General features: G+C 69.2%; 20 protein-coding genes and 1 tRNA gene. 14 read left to right on the top strand and 7 right to left on the bottom strand.

Features of this window, described 5'->3' with window-relative positions:
• Positions 1–59: 59 nt before the first annotated feature.
• The 4 genes from ELQ94_RS16125 to ELQ94_RS16110 are packed head-to-tail and all read left to right on the top strand — an operon-like array spanning position 60 to position 4,193.
• Entirely contained in the window at positions 60–1,154 is a 1,095-nt protein-coding gene (locus ELQ94_RS16125; RefSeq protein WP_127051379.1) for a glycosyltransferase family 2 protein, read from the top strand.
• Positions 1,135–1,950, top strand: coding sequence for a CDP-alcohol phosphatidyltransferase family protein (locus tag ELQ94_RS16120; protein ID WP_127051378.1), 816 nt, complete (start codon positions 1,135–1,137; stop codon positions 1,948–1,950). The genes ELQ94_RS16125 and ELQ94_RS16120 overlap by 20 nt, the downstream gene beginning before the upstream one ends.
• A 10-nt stretch (positions 1,951–1,960) precedes the next feature.
• On the top strand, positions 1,961–2,854 hold the full coding sequence (locus tag ELQ94_RS16115) for a glycosyltransferase (protein WP_243697074.1): 894 nt from the start codon (positions 1,961–1,963) through the stop codon (positions 2,852–2,854).
• Between the two features lie 31 nt (positions 2,855–2,885).
• Complete coding sequence (locus ELQ94_RS16110) at positions 2,886–4,193, top strand: CDP-glycerol glycerophosphotransferase family protein (RefSeq protein ID WP_127051377.1); 1,308 nt, start codon at positions 2,886–2,888, stop codon at positions 4,191–4,193.
• 54 nt (positions 4,194–4,247) lie between these two features.
• Here ELQ94_RS16110 and ELQ94_RS16105 read toward each other — a convergent pair whose 3' ends face one another.
• From ELQ94_RS16105 to ELQ94_RS16090, 4 genes are all read right to left on the bottom strand, one after another.
• Positions 4,248–5,129: a hypothetical protein gene (locus ELQ94_RS16105; RefSeq protein WP_341807744.1), complete on the bottom strand. Its 882-nt coding sequence runs from the start codon at positions 5,127–5,129 to the stop codon at positions 4,248–4,250.
• 75 nt (positions 5,130–5,204) lie between these two features.
• Positions 5,205–5,963, bottom strand: a complete 759-nt coding sequence (locus ELQ94_RS16100; RefSeq protein WP_127051376.1) for an ABC transporter ATP-binding protein — start codon at positions 5,961–5,963, stop codon at positions 5,205–5,207.
• Complete coding sequence (locus ELQ94_RS16095; RefSeq protein WP_127051403.1) at positions 5,963–6,751, bottom strand: ABC transporter permease; 789 nt, start codon at positions 6,749–6,751, stop codon at positions 5,963–5,965. The genes ELQ94_RS16100 and ELQ94_RS16095 overlap by 1 nt, the downstream gene beginning before the upstream one ends.
• An 88-nt stretch (positions 6,752–6,839) precedes the next feature.
• A complete protein-coding gene (locus ELQ94_RS16090) occupies positions 6,840–7,532 on the bottom strand; it encodes a phosphocholine cytidylyltransferase family protein (protein ID WP_127051375.1) in 693 nt (230 codons plus the stop codon).
• A gap of 259 nt (positions 7,533–7,791) precedes the next feature.
• On the opposite strand from ELQ94_RS16090, the gene ELQ94_RS17730 reads away from it, so the two are divergent.
• The 3 genes from ELQ94_RS17730 (at position 7,792) to ELQ94_RS16075 (ending at position 11,692) form a co-directional block, all read left to right on the top strand.
• Positions 7,792–9,783 carry an ABC transporter ATP-binding protein gene (locus ELQ94_RS17730; protein WP_341807743.1) on the top strand — a complete coding sequence of 664 codons (1,992 nt, stop codon included), beginning with the start codon at positions 7,792–7,794 and terminating at the stop codon, positions 9,781–9,783.
• Positions 9,759–11,330: a hypothetical protein gene (locus ELQ94_RS16080; RefSeq protein WP_127051374.1), complete on the top strand. Its 1,572-nt coding sequence runs from the start codon at positions 9,759–9,761 to the stop codon at positions 11,328–11,330. Before ELQ94_RS17730 ends, ELQ94_RS16080 begins: the two co-directional genes overlap by 25 nt.
• Positions 11,331–11,401: 71 nt before the next feature.
• On the top strand, positions 11,402–11,692 hold the full coding sequence (locus tag ELQ94_RS16075; protein ID WP_424977506.1) for a DUF3039 domain-containing protein: 291 nt from the start codon (positions 11,402–11,404) through the stop codon (positions 11,690–11,692).
• Positions 11,693–11,752: 60 nt separating this feature from the next.
• On the opposite strand, the gene ELQ94_RS16070 is transcribed toward ELQ94_RS16075, so the two are convergent.
• Positions 11,753–13,054 carry a nicotinate phosphoribosyltransferase gene (locus ELQ94_RS16070; RefSeq protein ID WP_127051373.1) on the bottom strand — a complete coding sequence of 434 codons (1,302 nt, stop codon included), beginning with the start codon at positions 13,052–13,054 and terminating at the stop codon, positions 11,753–11,755.
• Between the two features lie 51 nt (positions 13,055–13,105).
• On the opposite strand from ELQ94_RS16070, the gene murI reads away from it, so the two are divergent.
• The 4 genes from murI (at position 13,106) to ELQ94_RS16050 (ending at position 16,324) form a co-directional block, all read left to right on the top strand.
• Positions 13,106–13,951, top strand: coding sequence for a glutamate racemase (gene murI, locus ELQ94_RS16065; protein WP_127051372.1), 846 nt, complete (start codon positions 13,106–13,108; stop codon positions 13,949–13,951).
• Positions 13,948–14,694 carry a ribonuclease PH gene (gene rph, locus ELQ94_RS16060; RefSeq protein ID WP_424977503.1) on the top strand — a complete coding sequence of 249 codons (747 nt, stop codon included), beginning with the start codon at positions 13,948–13,950 and terminating at the stop codon, positions 14,692–14,694. The genes murI and rph overlap by 4 nt, the downstream gene beginning before the upstream one ends.
• Positions 14,691–15,308 carry an RdgB/HAM1 family non-canonical purine NTP pyrophosphatase gene (gene rdgB / locus ELQ94_RS16055; RefSeq protein ID WP_127051370.1) on the top strand — a complete coding sequence of 206 codons (618 nt, stop codon included), beginning with the start codon at positions 14,691–14,693 and terminating at the stop codon, positions 15,306–15,308. The genes rph and rdgB overlap by 4 nt, the downstream gene beginning before the upstream one ends.
• Positions 15,309–15,415: 107 nt before the next feature.
• On the top strand, positions 15,416–16,324 hold the full coding sequence (locus ELQ94_RS16050) for a cation diffusion facilitator family transporter (protein ID WP_127051369.1): 909 nt from the start codon (positions 15,416–15,418) through the stop codon (positions 16,322–16,324).
• Between the two features lie 191 nt (positions 16,325–16,515).
• Here ELQ94_RS16050 and ELQ94_RS16045 read toward each other — a convergent pair whose 3' ends face one another.
• Complete coding sequence (locus tag ELQ94_RS16045) at positions 16,516–17,277, bottom strand: DedA family protein (RefSeq protein WP_127051368.1); 762 nt, start codon at positions 17,275–17,277, stop codon at positions 16,516–16,518.
• Positions 17,278–17,424: 147 nt separating this feature from the next.
• Positions 17,425–17,509 (bottom strand) — tRNA-Leu (locus ELQ94_RS16040).
• Positions 17,510–17,590: 81 nt separating this feature from the next.
• On the opposite strand from ELQ94_RS16040, the gene ELQ94_RS16035 reads away from it, so the two are divergent.
• Genes ELQ94_RS16035 through ELQ94_RS16025 form a run of 3 tightly spaced genes read left to right on the top strand, consistent with a single transcriptional unit; the run spans position 17,591 to position 20,582 of the window.
• Positions 17,591–18,790: a TadA family conjugal transfer-associated ATPase gene (locus ELQ94_RS16035; RefSeq protein WP_127051367.1), complete on the top strand. Its 1,200-nt coding sequence runs from the start codon at positions 17,591–17,593 to the stop codon at positions 18,788–18,790.
• Positions 18,787–19,647, top strand: a complete 861-nt coding sequence (locus ELQ94_RS16030) for a type II secretion system F family protein (protein ID WP_127051366.1) — start codon at positions 18,787–18,789, stop codon at positions 19,645–19,647. The genes ELQ94_RS16035 and ELQ94_RS16030 overlap by 4 nt, the downstream gene beginning before the upstream one ends.
• Complete coding sequence (locus ELQ94_RS16025; protein ID WP_127051365.1) at positions 19,644–20,582, top strand: type II secretion system F family protein; 939 nt, start codon at positions 19,644–19,646, stop codon at positions 20,580–20,582. Before ELQ94_RS16030 ends, ELQ94_RS16025 begins: the two co-directional genes overlap by 4 nt.
• Positions 20,583–20,591 lie beyond the last annotated feature (9 nt).

Raw genomic sequence — 20,591 nt, 5'->3', positions numbered from 1 at the left:
CGACGGCCTCACGGGTGTCCCCTGATAGGCTCGGGCGCACCCGAATGCGAGTGGAGAACATGGAAAACCCGCGGTCTGAAGAGCCGGTCACGGCTCTGCCGGGAGTCTCCTACGTCATGCCCGTCCTGAACGACGTCACCCATGTCGGTGCCGCCGTCCAGAGCCTTCTGGATCAGGACTACGCCGGTGCCTTCGACGTGGTCATCGCCGTGGGCCCGTCCATCGACGGCACGAACGAGCTCGTCGAGGAGATGGGGCGAGCGGACCGTCGGATCACGGTCGTAGACAACGTCGCGGGCACGACGCCGTCGGGACTCAACATCGCGATCCGCGCCTCGCGCCACCCCATCGTCATCCGTGTCGATGCCCACTCGGTCCTGCCGACATCGTATGCGCGCCTCGCCGTCGAGACGCTCGAGCGCACCGGTGCGGACAACGTCGGGGGCATCATGGACGCGCGCGGCACCTCGGCATTCGAGAGGGCCGTCGCACGCGCGTACGGGTCGCGCATCGGCCTCGGGGGCACCCCGCACCACGTCGGTGGCGCAGAGGGTCCGGCCGACACGGTGTACCTCGGCGTCTTCCGTCGCTCCGCCCTCGAACGCGTCGGCCTCTTCGACGAGAGGATCAAGCGGGGGCAGGACTGGGAGCTGAACGAGCGCATCCGCTCCTCCGGCGGCATCGTCTGGTTCACTCCGGAGCTTCGTGTCACCTACCGACCGCGGTCGACGCTCTCGCGGCTCGGTCGCCAGTTCTTCTCCACCGGGCTGTGGCGCGGCGAGCTCTCGCGACTCATCGCCGGGTCACGCAACCTGCGTTATTTCGCCCCGCCCGTCCTCGTTCTCGGTGTGACCCTGGGCGTCCTCCTGGGTGTCATCGGCCTCGTGCTCTGGTCGGCGGGCAGCAGGATCGCCCCTCTCTTCCTCCTCGGTTGGATCCCGCCCGTCGCGTACGCCGCTCTCGTCGCCGTGTCGGCCGTGCTCGTCGCCCGACGGGACGGCGCCCACGCCGTCGCGTGGTTTCTCGTAGTGTTGCCCTGTATCCACTTCTGCTGGGGAATCGGATTCGTGCTCGGCTATCTGTCGCTCGCGAGTAACATCGCCGCACAGACGTACAGGAAAGGCTCGGGCTCGAGTGACAGACGAACGGGGTGAGCCCCTGGCGAAGCCGAGGAGCTTCGCCGAGCTGCGCGCCGTGACGCAACCGCCGGAGGTGCGTAGCCGACGGAACGCCGAGCACTGGACGGCGGCGCTCTACCTCCGTGACCTCTCGCCCTACCTCACGTGGATCCTCCTGCGGACGTCCATCAGCGCGAACGGCGTCACGGGTCTCATGATCCTCACGGGGTGGTCGGTCGCCGCCGCTCTCCTTATCCCGGGCATCGCCGGTCCGGCCCTCGCCCTCGTCCTCGGTCAGCTGCAGATGCTCGTCGACTGCTGCGACGGGGAGGTCGCGCGCTGGCGGAAGACATCCTCTCCCGCCGGGATGTTCCTCGACGCCGTCGGTCACTACTCCACCGAGGCCCTCATCCCGCTCGCCCTGGCGATCCGGGCGGCCGGTTATCCCGTCGACGCTCCGGAGGACTTCTTCTGGACGACGCTCGGCGCGCTGCTCGCCCTCGTCATCGTGCTCAACAAGGCGCTCAACGACATGGTGAGGGTGTCCCGGGCCGCTTTCGGGGCGCCGAAGCTCACCTACTCGGAGAGCGAGACGGCCCCGCGCGGCGGTGTCCTCGCGGTCGCACGTCGGATCGCGAAGTTCGTCCCGTTCCACCGACTGTTCCACTCGGTCGAGCTGTCGATGGTCATCTTCGCCGCCGCGATCGTCGGCCTGTTCGTCGGCGACGTCGTCGCGATGCGGTGGACGCTCATCGGGCTGCTCGCGCTCGGCGTCGTGACGCTGTTCGGCCACTTCGTCGCGATCATGGCGTCCAAGAGGGTCAGTGCCTGACGTGCCTGACGTGCCTGACGTGCCTGACGGGCCGGGGTCGGTGCCCCGGGTCGGAGTCGTGGTCCTCACGCAGGGCGATCGACCGGTGGAGCTCGCAGAGGGCATCGCGAGCGTGCTCGCGCAGGAGGACGTCGTCACCGACATCGTCGTCGTCGGCAACGGCTGGGAGCCGTCGGGGCTCCCCGACGGGGTGCGGGGGATCGGTCTCTCCACCAACGTCGGGATTCCGGCGGGTCGCAACCGCGGTGCGGCGGCCGTCTCGGGACCGTTCGTGTTCTTCCTGGACGACGACGCCCGTATCCCGAGCCCCCGCTTCCTCGCCGATGCCATCGGCGTCATCGAGAACGACCCGCGCATCGGGCTCATCCAGCCCCGGCTCGAGGGCCGTGGGGGAGCGGAGCCGCCAGAACGTTGGATCCCCCGGATGCGGAAGGGTGATCGTCACGATTCGAGCGTCGTGTTCTCATGCCTCGAGGCGGCCGTCCTGCTCCCGCGCGACGTCTTCGACCGTGCAGGGGGCTGGGGGGACGAGTTCTTCTACGCCCACGAGGGTATCGAGCTCGCGTGGCGCGTGTGGGATCAGGGCCGACGCGCCTGGTACGACGGCGGCCTCGTCGCCGAACATCCTGTCGTGCACCCCACGCGACACGCCGACTACTACCGGTTGAACGCGCGCAATCGCGTCTGGCTCGCCAGACGCAACCTGCCGTACCCGCTGGTCCCGCTCTACGTCGGGTCGTGGACGGCGGTGACGCTCCTGCGATGGTGGCGGAAGCCCGCCGCGCTGTCGGCCTGGCTCGGGGGCTGGATGGAGGGATGGAGGTCGTCGCCCGGGCGACGACGACCGATGTCGTGGCGCACCGTGCGGCGCATGGCGCGGTCGGGACGGCCACCCGTTATCTGATCCGTTATCTTGCGCGGTTAGGGTGGAGGTCATGCCTTCCCTTTCCGATGCCCGCAAGGCCATGCGGCTCCTGCGGAGGGCCGTCGCCACGCGGTCGGCGTCGCGAGAGCTGTCGAGGACCCTCGCGACGCGGCCGACCGTCGAGCCGGGCCGGTTCAAGATCGCCGTGTACTTCGCCGACGGAGCCGTCAACCTCTACCAGATGCGCCAGTGGTACAAGCCGCTCGCGCGGCTCTCCGAGCGGTGGCCCGTCCTCATCCTCAGTCGCGGGGCCACCGCCGCGGCTGCTCTCCTCGAGGAGTCGCCCGTCCCGGTCGCCTACGTGCGCACCGTCGTCGCTCTCGAGGAGACGCTGGCGGAGCAGGACATCCGCATCGTGTTCTACGTCAATCAGAACGCCCGCAACTTCCAGATGTTCCGCTACGGCCGCCGCTGGCACGTGTTCATCAATCATGGCGAGAGCGACAAGATGTACATGACGACGAACCAGTTCAAGGCGTACGACTACAGCCTCGTCGCCGGCGATGCCGCCCTCGCACGACTCGATCGTGCGCTCTGGGATTTCGATCTCGACAAGCGCGCGATCCCCATCGGTCGTCCTCAAGCAGATCACTTCTCTGGAACACTCCCGTACACCCCCGACGAGCGCACCGTCGTCCTCTACGCCCCCACGTGGGAGGGGGACAGGTCCTCGGCCGCATACGGGTCGATCGCGAGTCACGGAGTCGCCCTCGTCCGCGAGCTGCTCGTGACGGGGCGTCACCGGGTGATCTTCCGGCCGCACCCGCGGTCGGGAGTCGTCGACGCGGCCTACGGCGCCGCGAAGAAGAGCATCGTCGCGATGCTCGCGGACGCCAACCGGGCGGACCCGTCGGCGCATCACGTCTTCGACGACGGACCGGAACTCGGCTGGCAGCTGACGGCCGCAGATGTCGCCATCGTCGACATCTCGGCGATGGTCTACGACCGGCTGGCCACCGGTAAGCCACTCATGGTCACCCGTCCGGTCGACCCGGCGGCCGAGGTTGACTCCGAGGGCTACCTCACGGCGTGCGAATGGCTCACAGCCGACGGGGCGGCAGCGGTCGTGACGGAGGTGGACCGGCTCCTGCACGACGAGGAGACGGTTTCGCGCATCGATTACTGGTCGCGGCACTACTTCGGCGATCCCACACCGGGCGAGGCGACGCGACGTTTCCACGCCGCGGTCGATCACCTCATGGCCGAGTGGGAGCGCTCCGCCTCTCTCCACGCGGACGATGGGCACGCCGAGCTCTCCGGCCGACGGACCGATTCGGATGCATCCGACCACCAGGATCCGGACGAGGACGGCGACTGACGGATCGGTTCCCGGCCAACGGGCGTACCCGCCTGTGGCCGTGGTCGATCGTGCTCAGCGTGTCGAGGGCGCCTCGGTGTCGGACTCGCCGCCGCGCGTCGAGTCCTCCGATTCCGCGTCCATCGGCTGGTCCGTGTCGCTCCCCGTCGTCAGCTCCCGCTTGCGCGGGAAAGGAAGCCGGAGGGCCCGACCGCCGCGCTCGCGGGGGACGCGCTCGACGGGTTCCAGTTCGCGGGGAAGCACGAGCGGTGTCGGCCCGAACGCAGTGCGGGCGGCGCTCACGACCTGTCGACCGGCGATGTTGTTGCCGACACCACCGATCGCCGCTCCGATCCCGAACGGTGCCGCCTTGCCGATGAGCGAGGCGCCGTGGCTCACGGCGAACTTCCGGAGGAATCGCTTCTTGAGCTCGTCGGCGACCGGCCCCATCATGACCTGGGGAATGCTCGCGGAGACCATCTCACCCCAGAACGCCTTGCGCTCCGGAACGGGGTGGCCCATGGCCTGTCCGGTGAACTGCTTCACGAGGTCCGAGCCCGTGCGACCGAGCATGAGGGACATCACGAGGGCGCGAGCGCGCGTCGGGTCCTCGATGGACAGCCCGTGGACCTCCGCGACCGACTGCGCGAACAGGGCCGTGGTCTCGAGGAATCCGGCGGTCTCGACACCGGAGAGCGCGAGGGTGACCCCGGTGCCGACCGCCGGGACCATCGCGGTGGCACCCACGGCGGCTCCTCCAGCGGTGATCGCAGCGAGGTAACGGCGCTCGAGGACCTTCACGAGCTGCTCGGGGGTCGCGCCCGGATAGCGGCGGCGGATGCCTCGCACATACGCGACGACCGCTGGTCGCTGCACGGCGAGCACCCGATCGACGCCCTTCGCCCATGCGGGTTGGTCGGTCGAGGCCATCGTCTGGAAGTCCGCTTGCCGATTCACTCGAGAAGTCTATGCGGGCTGCCCAACCGATCGCTGAGCATTGCCGGAGCCGTCCCACTGTGCAGGGGAGCGGTTTCAGTCGCGGGGGGCCGGCCGGTTGTAGTCGTCGTTGTAGCGATCGAGCACGTCGCCGATCGGTGCGTCCAGTACGAGCGCACCCCGATCGAGATAGAGACCTCGCGTGCAGAAGCGCCGCAGATCCGACTCGTTGTGGGAGACGAAGAAGAGCGTGCGCCCGCCGGCGAGCATCTCGTCGATGCGCTTGTAGCACTTGGCCTTGAACGCGCGGTCACCGACGGCGAGTACCTCGTCGACGAGCAGGATCGGCTCGTCGAGCTGCGAGATCACGCTGAACGCGATGCGCACCTTCATGCCGCTCGAGAGGTGCTTGTACGGGGTGTCCACGAAATCCTCGATCTCGGCGAACCCGATGATCTCGTCGAAGCGCGCGTCGATCTGGGCGCGTGTCATCCCATGGAGTCCGGCGGTGAGGTAGACGTTGTCCCGCACCGAGAGGTCGTTGACGAATCCACCGGTGATCTCGATGAGCGGGGCCACTCCGCCACGGACCTGGACCGAGCCCTCGTCGGGGAGGACGACCCCCGCGACGAGCTTGAGCAGTGTCGACTTGCCCTGACCGTTGCGCCCCACCACACCGATGGACTCGCCGCGAGCGACCGAGAAGTCCACGTCGCGCAGTGCCCAGAACTCGTTCGGCCGGGCGCGACGCTCGCGACCGGCGAAGAGGTCCTTGAAGGTGCGGCGCCCCCGCTTGTTGCGACGGAAACGGATCCCCACTCCCGCGACCTCGATCGCCGTGCTCTGCTCCGCCATCACAGCTCCTTCAAGACGGCGCGCTCACACCGACGGAAGACGACGAGGCCGATCGCGAGGAACAGCAGGGACATGGCGGCCGATACGGCCACGGTGAAGAGATCGAGCTGATCGGGGAAGAACGCGGCGCGGTAGAGCGCGAAGATCCCGCTCAGGGGGTTGAACGCCGCCCAGAAGTGGAGCTGCTCGGGGAGGTCGGTCGTGCCGTACACGATGGGCGACGCGTAGAAGAGGAAACGGAGGGCCAGTTTGGTCGCGCGCTCCAGATCGCGGAAGAACACGACGAGCGGCGCCACGATCATGCCGACGCCGATCGTGAGGGCGGCCTGTAGCACCATCGCGAGAGGGAAGTACAACACCTCGACGTGCAGAGACGCTCCATTGATGATGGCGAAGACGGCGAGCACGGGTAGAGCCGCGACGAACTCGATCCCCTTCGACGCGACGATCCGGTTCACCCAGATCGTGCGGGGGATCGAGGTCGAGCGGACGAGCTTCGCATCCTTCAGGAACGCCCTCGTGCTATCCGAGACGGCCCCGTTGAACCACATCCAGGGCAGCAGGGCGACGAGGAGGAAGACGATGTACGGATGCTCGCCGATCCGTCCCTCGCGGTTGAAGACGACCGTGAACACGAACCAGTAGATACCGGCCATCACGAGCGGATCGAGGATCGACCACAGGTAGCCGAGCGCACTCGTGGAGTAGCGGACTCGCAGGTCGCGCACGGTGAGCAGGACGAGCGCGTGCCGGTACCGGGAGGACGGCGAACGCGTCGCCGGGCTCACCGAGTCGGGTTCACTCACAGCACCAACTTATCCGTAAAAAAGGACCGGCACGTTCGCGACGCGTGCCGGTCCTTCGGGGACGGAGGTTCTAGACGAACAGGTTCGCCCGGTCCAGGTCCTCGGCGAAGTCGACCTCGACTGCGTAGAGGTCCGAGATGTCGACCGGCTCGACGAGGATGCGGTTGTGCTCGATCGCGAGTTCGAGGCCACGCTCGAAGTAGTCCTGAGCGTCGACCTTCTGGAGGTGACGGACGAGGACGGCCTTGTCCGAGGTGGAGATGTAGTTGATCCCCACGGCTTCGCCGAGTCCGTTCTTGACGGTCTTCGAGAGCTCCTTGATGTAGCCCTCGGCGCTCGTCGTGTACTTGACCTCTTCGTCCGACACCTTGGAGGTGTTGACGGTGACGAAGGACTGGTCGCGTGCGATCATCTCGGCGGCGCGGTCGAGCACCTGGGGGTCGAAGACGACATCGCCGTTCATCCAGAGGACACCACCGGGCTGCGATGCCTGGAGTGCGCGAAGGAGGCTCTTCGAGGTGTTCGTCTGGTCGTACTGCTCGTTGTAGACGAAGGAGGCCTCAGGGAAGGCCTCGACGATGTGTTCGAGCTTGTAGCCGACGACGATCGTCACCTTGGCCTTCTTGCCGAACGCGTGGGCGATGTTGTCGAACTGCTGCTGCATGATGGTGCGGCCGTCGCTGAGCTCGGTGAGCGGCTTCGGCAGGGAGCGCCCGAGGCGGCTTCCCATACCGGCGGCCAGAATCACAACCTGTGTCGTCACGAATGACTCCTTTGTTGGATGTCGGAGAGCGTCGCGCGAAGCCCGTCGAGGGCGTTCACTCGTCGTTCACCCGAAAGTCGATGAAATGACACCCCGTTATGTCCTCTTACACGATAGCGGGCCATCCGCTCGCAGCACACGAGCGGCTCGTGGGTCGTTGTGTTTTCGTGACATGCCGCTCGGGTGGTTCCCAGGTTGTGATCGCGCATACATGACGAGCGCTTCGGCGGGTCGCCGCGGTGCTTGCTAGGTTTGACGAGTGACTTCCGAACCCTCTCAGAACGACGACGGCACGGCTCCGTCGGTCCCTTCCGAGCAGACCGCGGCAGCCGCGCCGCGGGAGGGCGAGGAGTCGGCGGCAGCCGTACAGGACCCGCCCCAGGGTGGGATGACATCCACGGGCGAGGTGGACGTACCCGCGACGGATGTTGCCGTGAATGCTGCACGGACCTCATCGTCCTCCTCGGCACCCGGCGCGTCCACCCCTTCCACCAATCGTTCACAGAGCGCGGCGGCGTCCGCCGATTCGACCGACTCGATCGCGGAGCCGGTGTCCTCCTCGGGGAGCCGATCGGCCGGCGCGACGCGTCCCCCTGCACCCCGGAAGCCCGCCGCGAAGAAGCCGGCTGCCAAGAAGTCGACGGCGGCCAGGCCGAAGCGCACCCCGGACCCCGTGAGGTCGGCCGCCGCGAAGGCCGCCGCCGCGCGACGGAAGGCCGCCAAGGAGGCAGCGGCAGCTGCGGCAGCCGAGGCCGTAGCGGCCGAGGCTGCAGCGGCGGACGAGGCAGCCCGGAACGAGGTGGCCGTCGAGCCGGAGATCGTCGGCCCCCCGGCGTCGGGCGCATCGTCTGTTCCTCCGCTGCCTCCTGTTCCTCCGCTGCCCCCACTTCCTCCGCTCTCCGCGGCCGAGGCCGCCGCCGCATTCGCACGCGCCCATGAGCAGAACGCTCCCGTCGAGCAGACCGATGTCGAGCAGAACGGTCCCGTCGAGAGGGTCGTGGCGTCCGAGCAGGTCTCGGTGCTCGATGGCGACCAGGCGGCCGATGAGGACCGCACGATCGAGATCGCAACTCCCCGCGAGACCGCGGCTGCAGCGACGGACGACCCTCCGGTCGAGGCGGACGCGGACGAGTCGCTCACGGTCGGAGCCCCGGAGCCGGAGAACGAGGTGGAACCCAAGGCTCAGTCGGAGACGGGTCGCCCGTCGTCGACCATCGGTTCCGCGACGCCACCGCGCACCGGCGGTTTCGTCGAACGGCTGCGCCGCGCCGTCGCCGCCCGATCCGAGCGGGACCAGGCAGTGGAGCCCGACGAATCCTCGACGACCGCATCCTCCGCTCTGCTCGAGCCCGATGCCGATGCCGATACTGAGCGTGTTCCCGAGGCGAAGCGCATCGTCGAGCCCGAGAGTGAGACCGCTGCGGGTCCGGCGAGCGATGACGCCATCTCGGCTGCGAACGACGGCGAGGAGGACGCCGACGCCGTCGAGCACGGCACCGTCCTGAGCGTGCGTGGGCTCACGAAGACCTTCGGCGACACGCGGGCGGTGGACGCGCTCGACCTCGAGGTGCGGGCGGGATCCTTCTACGGGATCGTCGGCCCGAACGGGGCGGGGAAGACCACGACTCTCTCGATGATCACGGGACTGCTCCGACCCGATGCCGGATCGGTCACCGTCAACGGCATCGACGTGTGGGCGGACCCGGCGGCGGCGAAGCGCACGATCGGTGTGCTTCCCGATCGCCTGCGTGTCTTCGACCGGCTCACGGGTGCGCAACTCCTCTACTACGCCGGCACCCTCCGCGGGCTGAGCGGCGACGTCGTCAGGGGACGGGTCGAGGACCTCGCGCGCGTCTTCGGCCTCGAGGACGCGATGGGGCGGCTCGTGTCCGACTACTCGGCCGGCATGGTCAAGAAGGTGTCGCTCGCGGCGGCGATGATCCACTCGCCCCGCGTCCTCGTCCTCGACGAACCGTTCGAGTCGGTCGACCCGGTCTCCGCGGCCAAGGTCGTCGAGATCCTGCGCGTCTACGTGGGCAACGGCGGCACCGTCGTGCTCTCGAGTCACAGCATGGACTTCATCCAGCGTGTCTGCGACCACGTCGCGATCATCGTCGAGGGCCAGGTCCTCGCCGCCGGACCCGTCGCCGACGTGCGCGGACCGGTGTCGCTCGAGGAACGCTTCCTCGAGCTCGCTGGCGGACGACGGGCTGCGGAGGGGATGGAATGGTTGCACAGCTTCTCCGGCTGAGGCTCCAGTCGATCCTCGGCGCCCTGAAGCGGACGCCGAGGCAGATGATCGGACTCCTGCTCGGCATCGGTCTCGGGATCGCCGTCGTGTGGATCCTCGGTCTCGGCCTGTTCGGCCTGCGTTTCGCCGAGGCCGGGAACGTGCGCGACCTGCTCGTCGTCGCCGGTTCGTTCGTCGTGCTCGGCTTCGCGACGGTGCCGCTCCTGTTCCGGTTGGAGGATCCGATGGATCCTCGCTCCTTCGCACTGTTCGGCCTCGAACCCGGTCGACTGGCCGTGGGGCTCGCCCTCTCGGCGCTCCTCAGCGTGCCGGCGATCGTCGTGGCCGTCCTGAGCCTCGCGACGGTCGTGACCTGGTCGCGCGGTGGGCTGCCGGTGTTCTTCGCGGTCGTCTGCGCATTCGTCGCCGTGGCGACGTGCGTCCTCGCGAGTCGCGTCGTCATCGCCGTGGGCTCGGTCTTCCTGTCCCACCGACGCACCCGTGAGTTCACGGGCATGCTGTGGCTGCTCGTCCTCGTCCTGGTGCTGCCAGCGATCGCGCTCCTCGCGAGCATGGACTGGGGCAACGCGGGACTCAGCGTCTTCGGTCGCGCGGCCTCGATCGTGAGCTGGACGCCGTTCGGCGCCGTCTGGTCGGCACCCGGTGATGCGGCGACTGGCGACGTGGGTGGGGCGGTGCTCAAGACCGCTATCGCGCTGATCACCGTCGCCCTGCTCTGGCTGGCGTGGCGTCGCCTCGTCGCGAAGCTCGTCGTCTCGCCCGTGCGAGAGGCTCCGACGAAGAGCTTCGGTGGCCTCGGATGGTTCGACGCGCTCCCGGCCGGACCGGTCGGAGTCATCGCCGCGCGCAGCCTTACCTACTGGTCGAGGGACTCGCGCTACCTCGCCCCACTGCTCATCATCCCCGTCGTCCCCTTCCTCATGATCGCGCCGCTGCTCGTCGCCGGTGTTCCGGCCCAGCCACTGGCCCTCCTCCCGTTGCCGGTCATGTGCCTCTTCCTCGGCTGGTCCCTGCACAACGACCTCGCCCTGGACTCGAGCGCGGTCTGGCTGCACGTCTCCTCGGGCGTGCGGGGATGGGCCGATCGGCTCGGACGCACCGTCCCGATCCTCCTCATCGGTTCCGTGCTCATCGTCGGAGGATCGGCGTTGACGGCCATGGTGTTTGGCGACTGGCGCGTGTTCCCTTCCGTGGTCGGGATCGGCTCGTGCCTCCTTCTCGTGGGGGTCGGGCTGTCGGCCATCGTCTCCGCGCGGCTGCCCTACGCCGCCGTGCTCCCGGGCGACAGTCCGTTCCAGCAGCCGCAGTCGAGCGGTGGCTCCGCCGTCGTCTCGCAGTCCGTGAGCCTCGTCGGCACGCTCGTGCTCTCGGCTCCGACCATCTGGTTCGCCGTGCGCGCGCTCGTCGAGTCGCCGATGTGGCACCTCACGGCCCTGCTGTGCGGTCTCGGCACCGGCATCGTCGTCCTCATCGCGGGCGTGCTCATCGGAGGGCGCGTGTTCGATCGGCGGGGCCCGGAGATCGTCGGGTTCGCCACGAGCGTCTGACCTCGCCCACTCCAGCGTCGTGCATCGTCCGCTCCGGGCCGATCGCCTCCGGTCGGTCGTAGAATGGGCGCATGCAGACGGTCATTTTCAGCACCATGGATCCCTCGGGCACGCCGGACGGCGGCTCCACGTCCGTCCTCGATCGCGAACTCGAGAAGCTCCTCTCCGACGAGGTCGTCGAGCCGGGCGATCACGAGCGCTTCTCGCACTACGTGCGCAAGGAGAAGATCATGGAGTCGGCGCTCTCGGGCAAGCCCGTGCGCGCGCTGTGCGGCAAGAAGTGGACTCCGGGTCGCGACCCGGAGAAGTTCCCCGTGTGCCCGCAGTGCAAAGATGTCTACGAGAAGCTCAAGAAGGACTGAGCTCGGACGACGCCATCGGTCGTCCGCACACGGTCCGCCGGCGGATCATCCGCCGGCGGTTCATTCGTAGATGGTGGGCAGCGCCGGTTCGCCGCGCGTGAGCCGGAACGCCTCCGCCGGCAGTTCCGCGACCGCCTTCTCGCGATGCGAACGGGCGGCCGTGACCCCGGCGGCACCCATGACGCCCTCGACGGGTTCGCCGCCGTCGAGGAGCGGGGTCAGGAGTTCGCGCTCGTCCGCTTGGACCGATCCGGCCGGCGACGTGCGGACGATCTCGGAGACGGCGAGCCCGTTCGGTCCGAAGCGACGGTAGGCGCGCTTGCGGCCGCCGAGGGAGACCTTGTCGACGGAGGCCTTCGCGACCGAGACCCACTCGCCGTCGTCGTTCCGATGAGCGACGAGCTTGTAGACCATTCCGGCCGCGGGTGAGCCCGACCCTGTCACGAGGGAGGTTCCGACGCCGTACGAGTCGACGGGGGAGCCGGACAATCCCGCGATGGAGTACTCGTCGAGATCGTTCGTCACGGTGATCCGGGTGTCGTGGGCACCGAGCCGGTCGAGCTGCTCCCGCACCTCGACCACGAGCGTCGGGAGGTCTCCCGAGTCGAGGCGGACGGCCCCGAGTCCCGGTCCCGCCACGCGCACCGCGGTGTCGATGGCGGTGGGGATGTCGTAGGTGTCGACGAGAAGGGTCGTGCCGGCACCGAGGGCGTCGACCTGGGCGCGGAAAGCGTCCTCCTCGGAGTCGTGCAGGAGCGTGAACGCGTGCGCGGCCGTTCCCATCGTGGGAATGCCCCATGTCCGTCCGGCCTCGAGATTGCTCGTGGCGCCGAAGCCCGCGATGAACGCGGCCCGGGCGGCAGCGACCGCGGCTCCCTCGTGGGCGCGGCGGGAGCCCATCTCGGCGAGGGGCCGGCCGCCGGCCGCCGTGACCATGCGGGTGGCGGCGTTCGCGACGGCCGAGTCGTAGTTGAGCACGCTGAGCGCGAGGGTCTCGAGCACGACACCCTCAGCGAAGCTCGATTCGACGACGAGCACGGGGGACCCGGGGAAGTAGACCTCTCCCTCCCGATACCCCCACACGGACCCCGAGAACCGGTAGTCGGCGAGCCAGTCGATGGTCGCGGGCCGGACGACTCCGGCCTCGGCGAGCCAGGTGAGCTCCTCATCGTGGAAGCGGAAGCGCATGATCGCCTCGACGAGTCGGCCCGTGCCGGCGACGACGCCGTAGCGGCGGGCGCCCGGGAGTCGGCGGGCGAAGGTCTCGAAGACCGCGTCCCGGTAGGCCGTTCCGTTCGCGATGGCCGCGTCGACCATCGTCAGTTCGTACCGGTCGGTGTGCAGGGCTGTGGAGTCGCTCACCCCGTCAGCCTACGACGCGAGGACCCCGGGACGCGGCTAGGCTTGTCGATCGTGACGGATGCACCGATCGGGATCTTCGACTCTGGGGTCGGTGGGCTCACCGTCGCGCGCGCGATCCACGATCAGCTGCCGCGCGAATCGATCCTCTACATCGGAGACACCGCCCGCTCGCCCTACGGGCCGAAGCCGATCGCCGACGTGCGTCGCTATGCGCTCGAGGTGCTCGACGATCTGGTCGCCCAGGGCGTGAAGATGCTCGTGATCGCCTGCAACACCGCCTCCGCCGCGATGCTGCGCGATGCGCGGGAGCGCTACGACGTGCCGGTCGTGGAGGTCATCCAGCCCGCCGTGCGGACGGCCGTCGCGGCGACCCGGAACCGGCGCGTGGGGGTCATCGGCACCGTCGGCACGATCAACTCGCGGGCCTACGAGGACGCGTTCGCGGCGGCTCCCCACCTCGAGCTGTTCACGCAGGCGTGCCCGCGGTTCGTCGAGTTCGTGGAGAACGGTGTGACGACCGGGTCCGAGGTCCTGGACGTCGCGGAGGAGTACCTCGCACCCCTCCGGCACGCGGGCGTCGACACCCTCGTGCTCGGCTGCACCCATTACCCGTTCCTGAAGGGCGCCATCTCCTACGTCATGGGCCCCGACGTCACCCTCGTGTCGAGCGACTCGGAGACCGCCAACAACGTCTACCGCGAGCTCGTCTCCCGCCGGCTTGAGCGCGAATCGCTCGAGCCTCCGACGCGACGCTACGAGGCGACCGGAAACAGCGCCGACGATTTCCGCGATCTCGCGAACCGCCTGCTCGGGCGTGAGATCGACCGCGTCGACCTCGTCCAGACGGGCGCGATCGACCTCTCCACCCTTCCATCAGCATCGAGGAGCACTCCGTGACCGACATCATCCGCGCCGACGGGCGCACGCCCGATCAGCTCCGCCCCGTGACGATCGAGCGAGGCTGGAGCGAGCAGGCCGAGGGGTCCGCCCTCATCTCGTTCGGGCGCACGAAGGTGCTCTGCACCGCCTCCTTCACGAACGGCGTGCCGCGGTGGCTGCAGGGCAAAGGCAAGGGCTGGGTGACCGCGGAGTACGCGATGCTGCCGCGCTCCACGAACAGCCGGATGGACCGCGAGTCCGTCAAGGGACGCGTCGGGGGGCGGACGCACGAGATCTCCCGCCTCATCGGCCGGAGCCTGCGGGCCGTCATCGACACGAAGGCGCTCGGCGAGAACACCGTCGTGATCGACTGCGACGTGCTCCAAGCCGACGGCGGCACCCGCACGGCCGCGATCACGGGGGCCTACGTCGCCCTCGCCGACGCCATCACCTGGGCCCGCGAGCAGAAGTTCATCGGGAAGAACGCCGTGCCCCTCACCGACAGTGTGGCCGCCGTGTCCGTCGGCATCATCGACCGGGTTCCCATGCTCGACCTGCCGTACGTCGAGGACGTGCGCGCGGAGACCGACATGAACGTCGTCGTCACGGGCCGCGGCCAGTTCGTCGAGGTGCAGGGAACCGCCGAGGCCGCCCCGTTCGATCGCGCCGAGCTCGACTCGCTCCTGGACCTGGCCCTCGCGGGGACCTCCGAGCTCGCGGCCATCCAGCGCTCGATCCTGCAGGCGCAGGCGTCCGCGTGACGGAGATCGTCCTCGCGACGCACAACGCGCACAAGGTCGCCGAATTCCAGCGCATCATCGAAGCGACCCTGCCCGGGGTGACGGTGATCGCCTACGACGGCCCCGAGCCCGTCGAGGACGGCCTGAGCTTCACGGAGAACGCACTCATCAAAGCCCGGACCGCCGCCCAGGTGACCGGTCGGGTGTCCCTCGCCGACGACAGCGGCATCTGTGTGGACGTGCTCGGCGGAGCCCCCGGGATCTTCTCGGCGCGGTGGGCCGGACCGGGCAGGGGAGACGTCGCGAACCGCGATCTCCTCCTCGCCCAGGTGCAGGATATCGCGGTGTCCGCGCGCGCGGCCCGCTTCGAGTGCCACATCGCGATCGTCGTCCCGGGCCCCGATGGCGCGCCGGAGCACGAGGCGGTGGCCGTCGGCGTCTGGCCCGGAGCGCTCGCGACCGAGCCGGGCGGCGAGGGGGGCTTCGGCTACGACCCCGTCTTCCTGCCGGAGGGCGAGACCCGCACGGCGGCCGAGCTCTCGGCGGACGAGAAGAACGCCGTCTCGCACCGGGCGCGGGCGTTCGCCGACGCGATCCCCGCCCTCAGCGCGATCCTCGACTCCCGCGCGTACTGAGCGGGGTCTCGCGCGGTCGACCACGGGCTGCCGATAATGGGAACGACGATCATTTCTTATAGCTGATCGGGCGTTCCTCCCTCCCGCGGAGCGTCTAGGCTGGTCGCATGGCGCATGATCATTCCCACCGGGCCGCGAGTCGCACGCGGCTGCTCATCGTCATCCCCATCGTCGCCGTCGTGCTCGTCGCGCAGCTCGTCGGGGGACTACTCACCGGCTCGCTCGCGCTCCTCGCGGACTCCGGCCATCTGTTCTCCGATCTGACGGGACTCGTGATCGCCGTCGTCGCGATCGGGATCGCCTCCCGGCCGGCCACGGACCGGCACACCTTCGGGTACCAGCGCACCGAGATCCTCGCGGCGCTCGCGAACGGACTCATCCTCACGGTCGTGGCCGTGAGCGTGGGGATCGAGGGTGTCCGCCGGCTCCTCGACCCGGGGACGACCGAGATCGCCGCCGTGCCCATGCTCATCGTCGCCGTCGTGGGTCTGATCGCGAACGTCGCGTCGCTGCTGATCCTCCGGGGGTCGGCGAAGGACTCGCTCAACATGCGCGGCGCCTACCTCGAGGTGCTCGGCGACACGTTCGGTTCGCTCGGTGTCATCGTCGCCGCCGTCGTCATCGCTCTCACCGGTTTCGTGCAGGCCGACGCGATCGCGTCGCTCCTCATCGCCGTGGCGATCCTGCCCCGCGCTGCTCTCCTCATCCGCGACGTGTGGCGCGTGCTCAACGAGTCCGTGCCGCTCGGGACCGACGTGGAGGTCATCCGCCGGCACATCCGCGAGACGGACGGGGTCGTCGACGTGCACGACGTGCACGTCTGGGCGATCACCTCCGGCGCCCACGTCTTCTCCGCCCACGTCGTGGTCGATGCGACGGTGTTCTCGAACGGTGCGACGGGGCGGCTGCTCGACGACCTGGGCGAGTGCCTCACAGAGCATTTCGACGTCGAGCACTCGACGTTCCAGCTCGAGCCCGCCGCTCACGCGGCTCACGAGGAGCGGCACCACCGCTGACGAGGATGCTCCTCGTCAGGCGCCGCGCGTGCGACAGGGGCGGTCGTTGCGCGGTTCCGGTCCACGCCGGTGGACCTGGCGGTCCGAGACGATATTCGGCCTGTCAGGCGCCGCGCGTGCGACCGCGGCGGTCCTTGCGTGGTTCGGGTCCATGCCGGTGGACCTCGCGGTCCGAGACGATATTCAGCCTGTCAGGCGCCGCGCGTGCGACCGGGCCGGTCGTTGTCCTTGTCCTGGTCGAAGAGCGTGCCATCGAGCACGAGCTCCTCGGCCTCGGTCGGGTCCGTCTCGACGTCTTCGCCGGCGGCCGCCTTGCGCTTGGCCTTCCGGCTCGACTGGACGTAGTGGTAGATCGTCGGCGCGAGGGTGAGGACGACGGCGGCGAGCAGGATGATGTCGATGTAGTTGCGGACGAAGTCGGCGACCGGCGGGATGTACCCGAGCAGGTAGCCGGCGAACGTGAGCCCGGCGCCCCAGACGACGGCACCGATGAGGTTGTAGAACGTGTACTTCCGGTAGTCCATGTGACCGACGCCGGCCGCGACGGGGGCGAAGGTGCGCACGATCGGGACGAAGCGGGCCACGATGACGGCGAGGCCACCGAAGCGAGTGAAGAACGCGTTCGTGCGCTCGACGTTCTCGATGCTGAAGAGGCCCGATTCCTTGCGTTCGAAGATCTTCGGGCCCGCCTTGTGGCCGATCAGATACCCGACCTCGCCTCCGAGGAACGCGGCGAGACCGATCGCGAGGGCTACGACCCACGGCGGGAAGCCGAGACCGGGGTGGAAGGCGAAGAGCCCCGTGATGATCAGCAGGGTGTCGCCGGGGAGCAGGAAACCCACGAGCAGGCCCGTCTCGGCGAACACGATGAGGCACACCACGAGCAGAGCCCAGGGACCGGCCTGCAAAATGATGTGCTCCGGGTCGAGCCAGGGGATGAGGGCGGAATGCACGGGGTGTCTCCAGTCGTCGGCTGCTTCCGAGCCAGTCGGCGCATGTCGTTACCTGAAACGCAGTCTAGCTCTGAGGCGCCGATGAGCTCAGGGCTCACGGCGAATATCCACCCCGAGGATGAGACCCCGTTCGGGGCGCGATGACGATGGTGCGGAAGGGGGGAATCGAACCCCCACGCCCGAAGGCACAGGAACCTAAATCCTGCGCGTCTGCCGATTTCGCCACTTCCGCAAGTGGTGCGCTGTCGATTCTAGGGCGCGGGCGGTGGGGCCTGTGGAGAGGGCGAACGGATGCCGCCGAATGTGAGCGATCATGCTGGTTATGGGGCAGTCGGGGGACAGCATCGCGGAGCGCGTGCGCACGCGGGTGCGACGGGAGGGCGTGGATCTCCACGGGGATCACGTTGCGGCGGAGCGGTTGGTGCGCGACGAATTGCGCGCGCACGCCGAGCGGGCCGTGCGGCACGGGCAGCCGCAGGTGGCGGACGAGGACCAGACAGCGCGGGAGGCGGTCGCGGCGCTCACGGGCTTCGGTGCGATCCAGCCGTACCTCGACGACCCGGACGTCGAGGAGATCTGGCTCAACGGGCCGTCCCGTGTCTTCATCGCCAAGAACGGCGTGAGCGAGCTCACGAACACCGTGCTCACGGAGGACGGTGTCCGCGACCTCATCGAGCGTCTGCTCGGAAGCACCGGGCGTCGTGTCGATCACAGTTCGCCGTTCGTCGATGCGTCCCTGCCCGACGGTTCCCGCCTGCACGTTGCGATCCCCGACGTGACGCGGCGGCACCCGGCCATCAACATCCGTAAGTTCTCCCGGCGGATCCGCACCCTCGCGCACCTCGTGACGACGGGGTCGCTGACCCCGCAGGCCGCCGACTTCCTCCGCACCGCAGTGCGCTCGGGCAGCAGCGTCGTGGTCTCCGGCGGCACCCAGTCGGGAAAGACGACGATGCTGTCGGCACTCCTCGGAGCCGCTCGACCCGACGAGCGCATCGTGACGGTGGAGGAGACGTTCGAACTCGACCTCCCCGGGCAGGACGTCGTCGGTCTCCAGGGCCGGCAACCGAGCCTCGAGGGCACGGGCGAGATCACGTTGCGGCGCCTCGTGAAGGAGGCCCTGCGGATGAGGCCGGATCGCCTGGTGGTCGGAGAGGTCAGGGAGGCCGAGGCACTCGACCTCCTCATCGCCATGAACTCAGGACTCCCCGGGGCATCGTCCGTGCACGCGAACTCCGCGCGGGACGCCCTCGTGAAGCTCAGCACGCTCCCACTGCTCGCCGGCCGCAACATCGACTCCGCCTTCGTTCGGCCGGCGGTGGCCTCGAGTATCGACCTCGTCGTGCCCTGCGTGCTCGACCCGGACGGGCGGCGTCGCGTGCAGGAGATCCTCGCCCCCACGGGGAGCGGGATCGACGGCGGGATCGAGGCGAGTTGTGTCTTCGAGACGCGGGACGGCGCTCTCGTGCCCACGGGGTGGCACCCGGTGAGGGGCGGGGGGACGATCCGATGATGTGGGTGCTCGGGGCGGGCCTCGGAGGAGGTCTCCTCCTCCTGGTGTCACCGCGACTATGGCCCGCCGGTGAGCGGAAGCGGGACCGTCGCGACCGGTGGGCACCCGTCCGTGCGCGACTCGGTCTCGCCGGCCTCGGTCGCGTGCCCGTTCCGGTCTTCCTCCTCGTGAGCGTCATCGTGGGACTCGTTCTCGCCGGGGTCGCCCTCCTCGTCACGTCCGTCCCTCTCGTGGGGCTCCTCACGGCGGTGGCTGGGACGGCCCTTCCCTGGATCCTCGTCAGCCTGCGTGCCGGGGGTCGCCGCCGGGAGCGCTCGGCGCTCTGGCCCGATGTGGTCGACCACCTGGTCGCGGCAGCCCGTTCGGGTCTCGCCGTCCCCGACGCGGTCGGGAGCCTCGGACGTCAGGGACCGGAGGACCTGCGGCCCGAGTTCCGTGCCTTCGCTCGCGACTACGCGGCATCCGCTTCGTGGGGAGGGGCCCTCGACCGGCTCAAGGCGACACTCGACGATCCCGTCGCCGATCGTGTCCTCGAGACTCTGCGCATGGCCCGCGAGGTGGGGGGCTCCGATCTCACCGCGATCCTGCGCCAACTCTCGGCGTCGCTGCGGGACGAGGCGGCGACCCGGGCAGAGCTCGACGCCCGGCAGTCGTGGGTCCGTAACGCCGCGAAACTCGGTGTCGCCGCGCCGTGGCTCATCCTCGTACTCCTGTCGACCCGGCCCGAGGCGGCGGCCGCGTACGCCGCGCCCGAGGGGACGGCCCTCATCCTGGTCGGAGCGGTGGTCTCGGTCCTCGCCTACCGGCTCATGCTCGTCGTCGGGCGACTGCCGTCCGAGCGGAGGTGGTTCCGGTGATCGCCTCGGCACCGTGGGCGGTGATCCTCGGCGCCGCTCTCGGCCTCGGGTTGTGGACGCTCGTCAGTATCACGCCGCGTATCGGCGCTCCCCGCCTGTCCGATCGGGTCGCGCCGTACGTCGTCGACGTGTCGGAGGAGGCACGCGTGCTCGTCGACCGACCGAGCGGCGACCCGCTCCTCGTCATCTGGCGACTGCTCAACCCGATCGTCGGACGCTTCGTCGGTGCCTTCTCCCTGGTCCTCTCCACGAACGAGACCGTCGCCCTGCGTCTCGCGCAGCGAGGGTCGTCCCTCGATGTCTCCTCCTTCCGCCGTCGGGAGTTGCTGTGCGCGCTCGCGGGGTTCGCTGTCGGGGGACTGCCAGCGGTCGCCACCCTCCTCGCCGGTGCATTCCCTCCCGTCGTCCTCGGCGCCCTCCCTCTGATCGGGGCGCTCGCCGGAGCGTTCGGGTGCGAGTGGGAGCTCTCCCGGGCCGCCAAGGCACGGGTGGCGCGCCTCGAGCAAGAGCTCCCGACGGTGCTCGGCTTCCTCAGCCTGAGCCTGTCGGCCGGGGAAGGCATCCTCGACTCGATGCGCCGTGTCGCCGCCGTGAGCTCGGGAGAGTTCTCCGTCGAGTTCCGGCGGGTCGTCTCGGACGTGGGCTCGGGCACTCCGCTGTCGCGCGCGCTGATCGAACTGTCCGAACGGATCCGCGTCCCTGCGCTCACCCGCACGGTCGAGCAGCTCACGGGAGCGCTCGAGCGGGGGAGCCCCCTCGCCGAGACGCTCCGCGCGCAAGCCTCCGACGCCCGCGTCGAGGGAAAGCGGCGGCTGTTGGAATCCGCCGGGAAGAAGGAGGTGGCGATGCTCGTTCCGCTCGTCTTCCTGATCCTCCCGCTCTCGGTCGCCTTCGCCGTGCTGCCGGGGCTGCTCGTGCTCCGCACCGGCTTCTGACGTCTGTCG

Origin of the sequence: Labedella endophytica (genome assembly GCF_003990045.1) — a bacterium.
GTDB lineage: Bacteria > Actinomycetota > Actinomycetes > Actinomycetales > Microbacteriaceae > Labedella > Labedella endophytica.
Note: the sequence above shows the minus strand (reverse complement) of the source record. Positions and strands in the feature narration are given on the sequence as shown.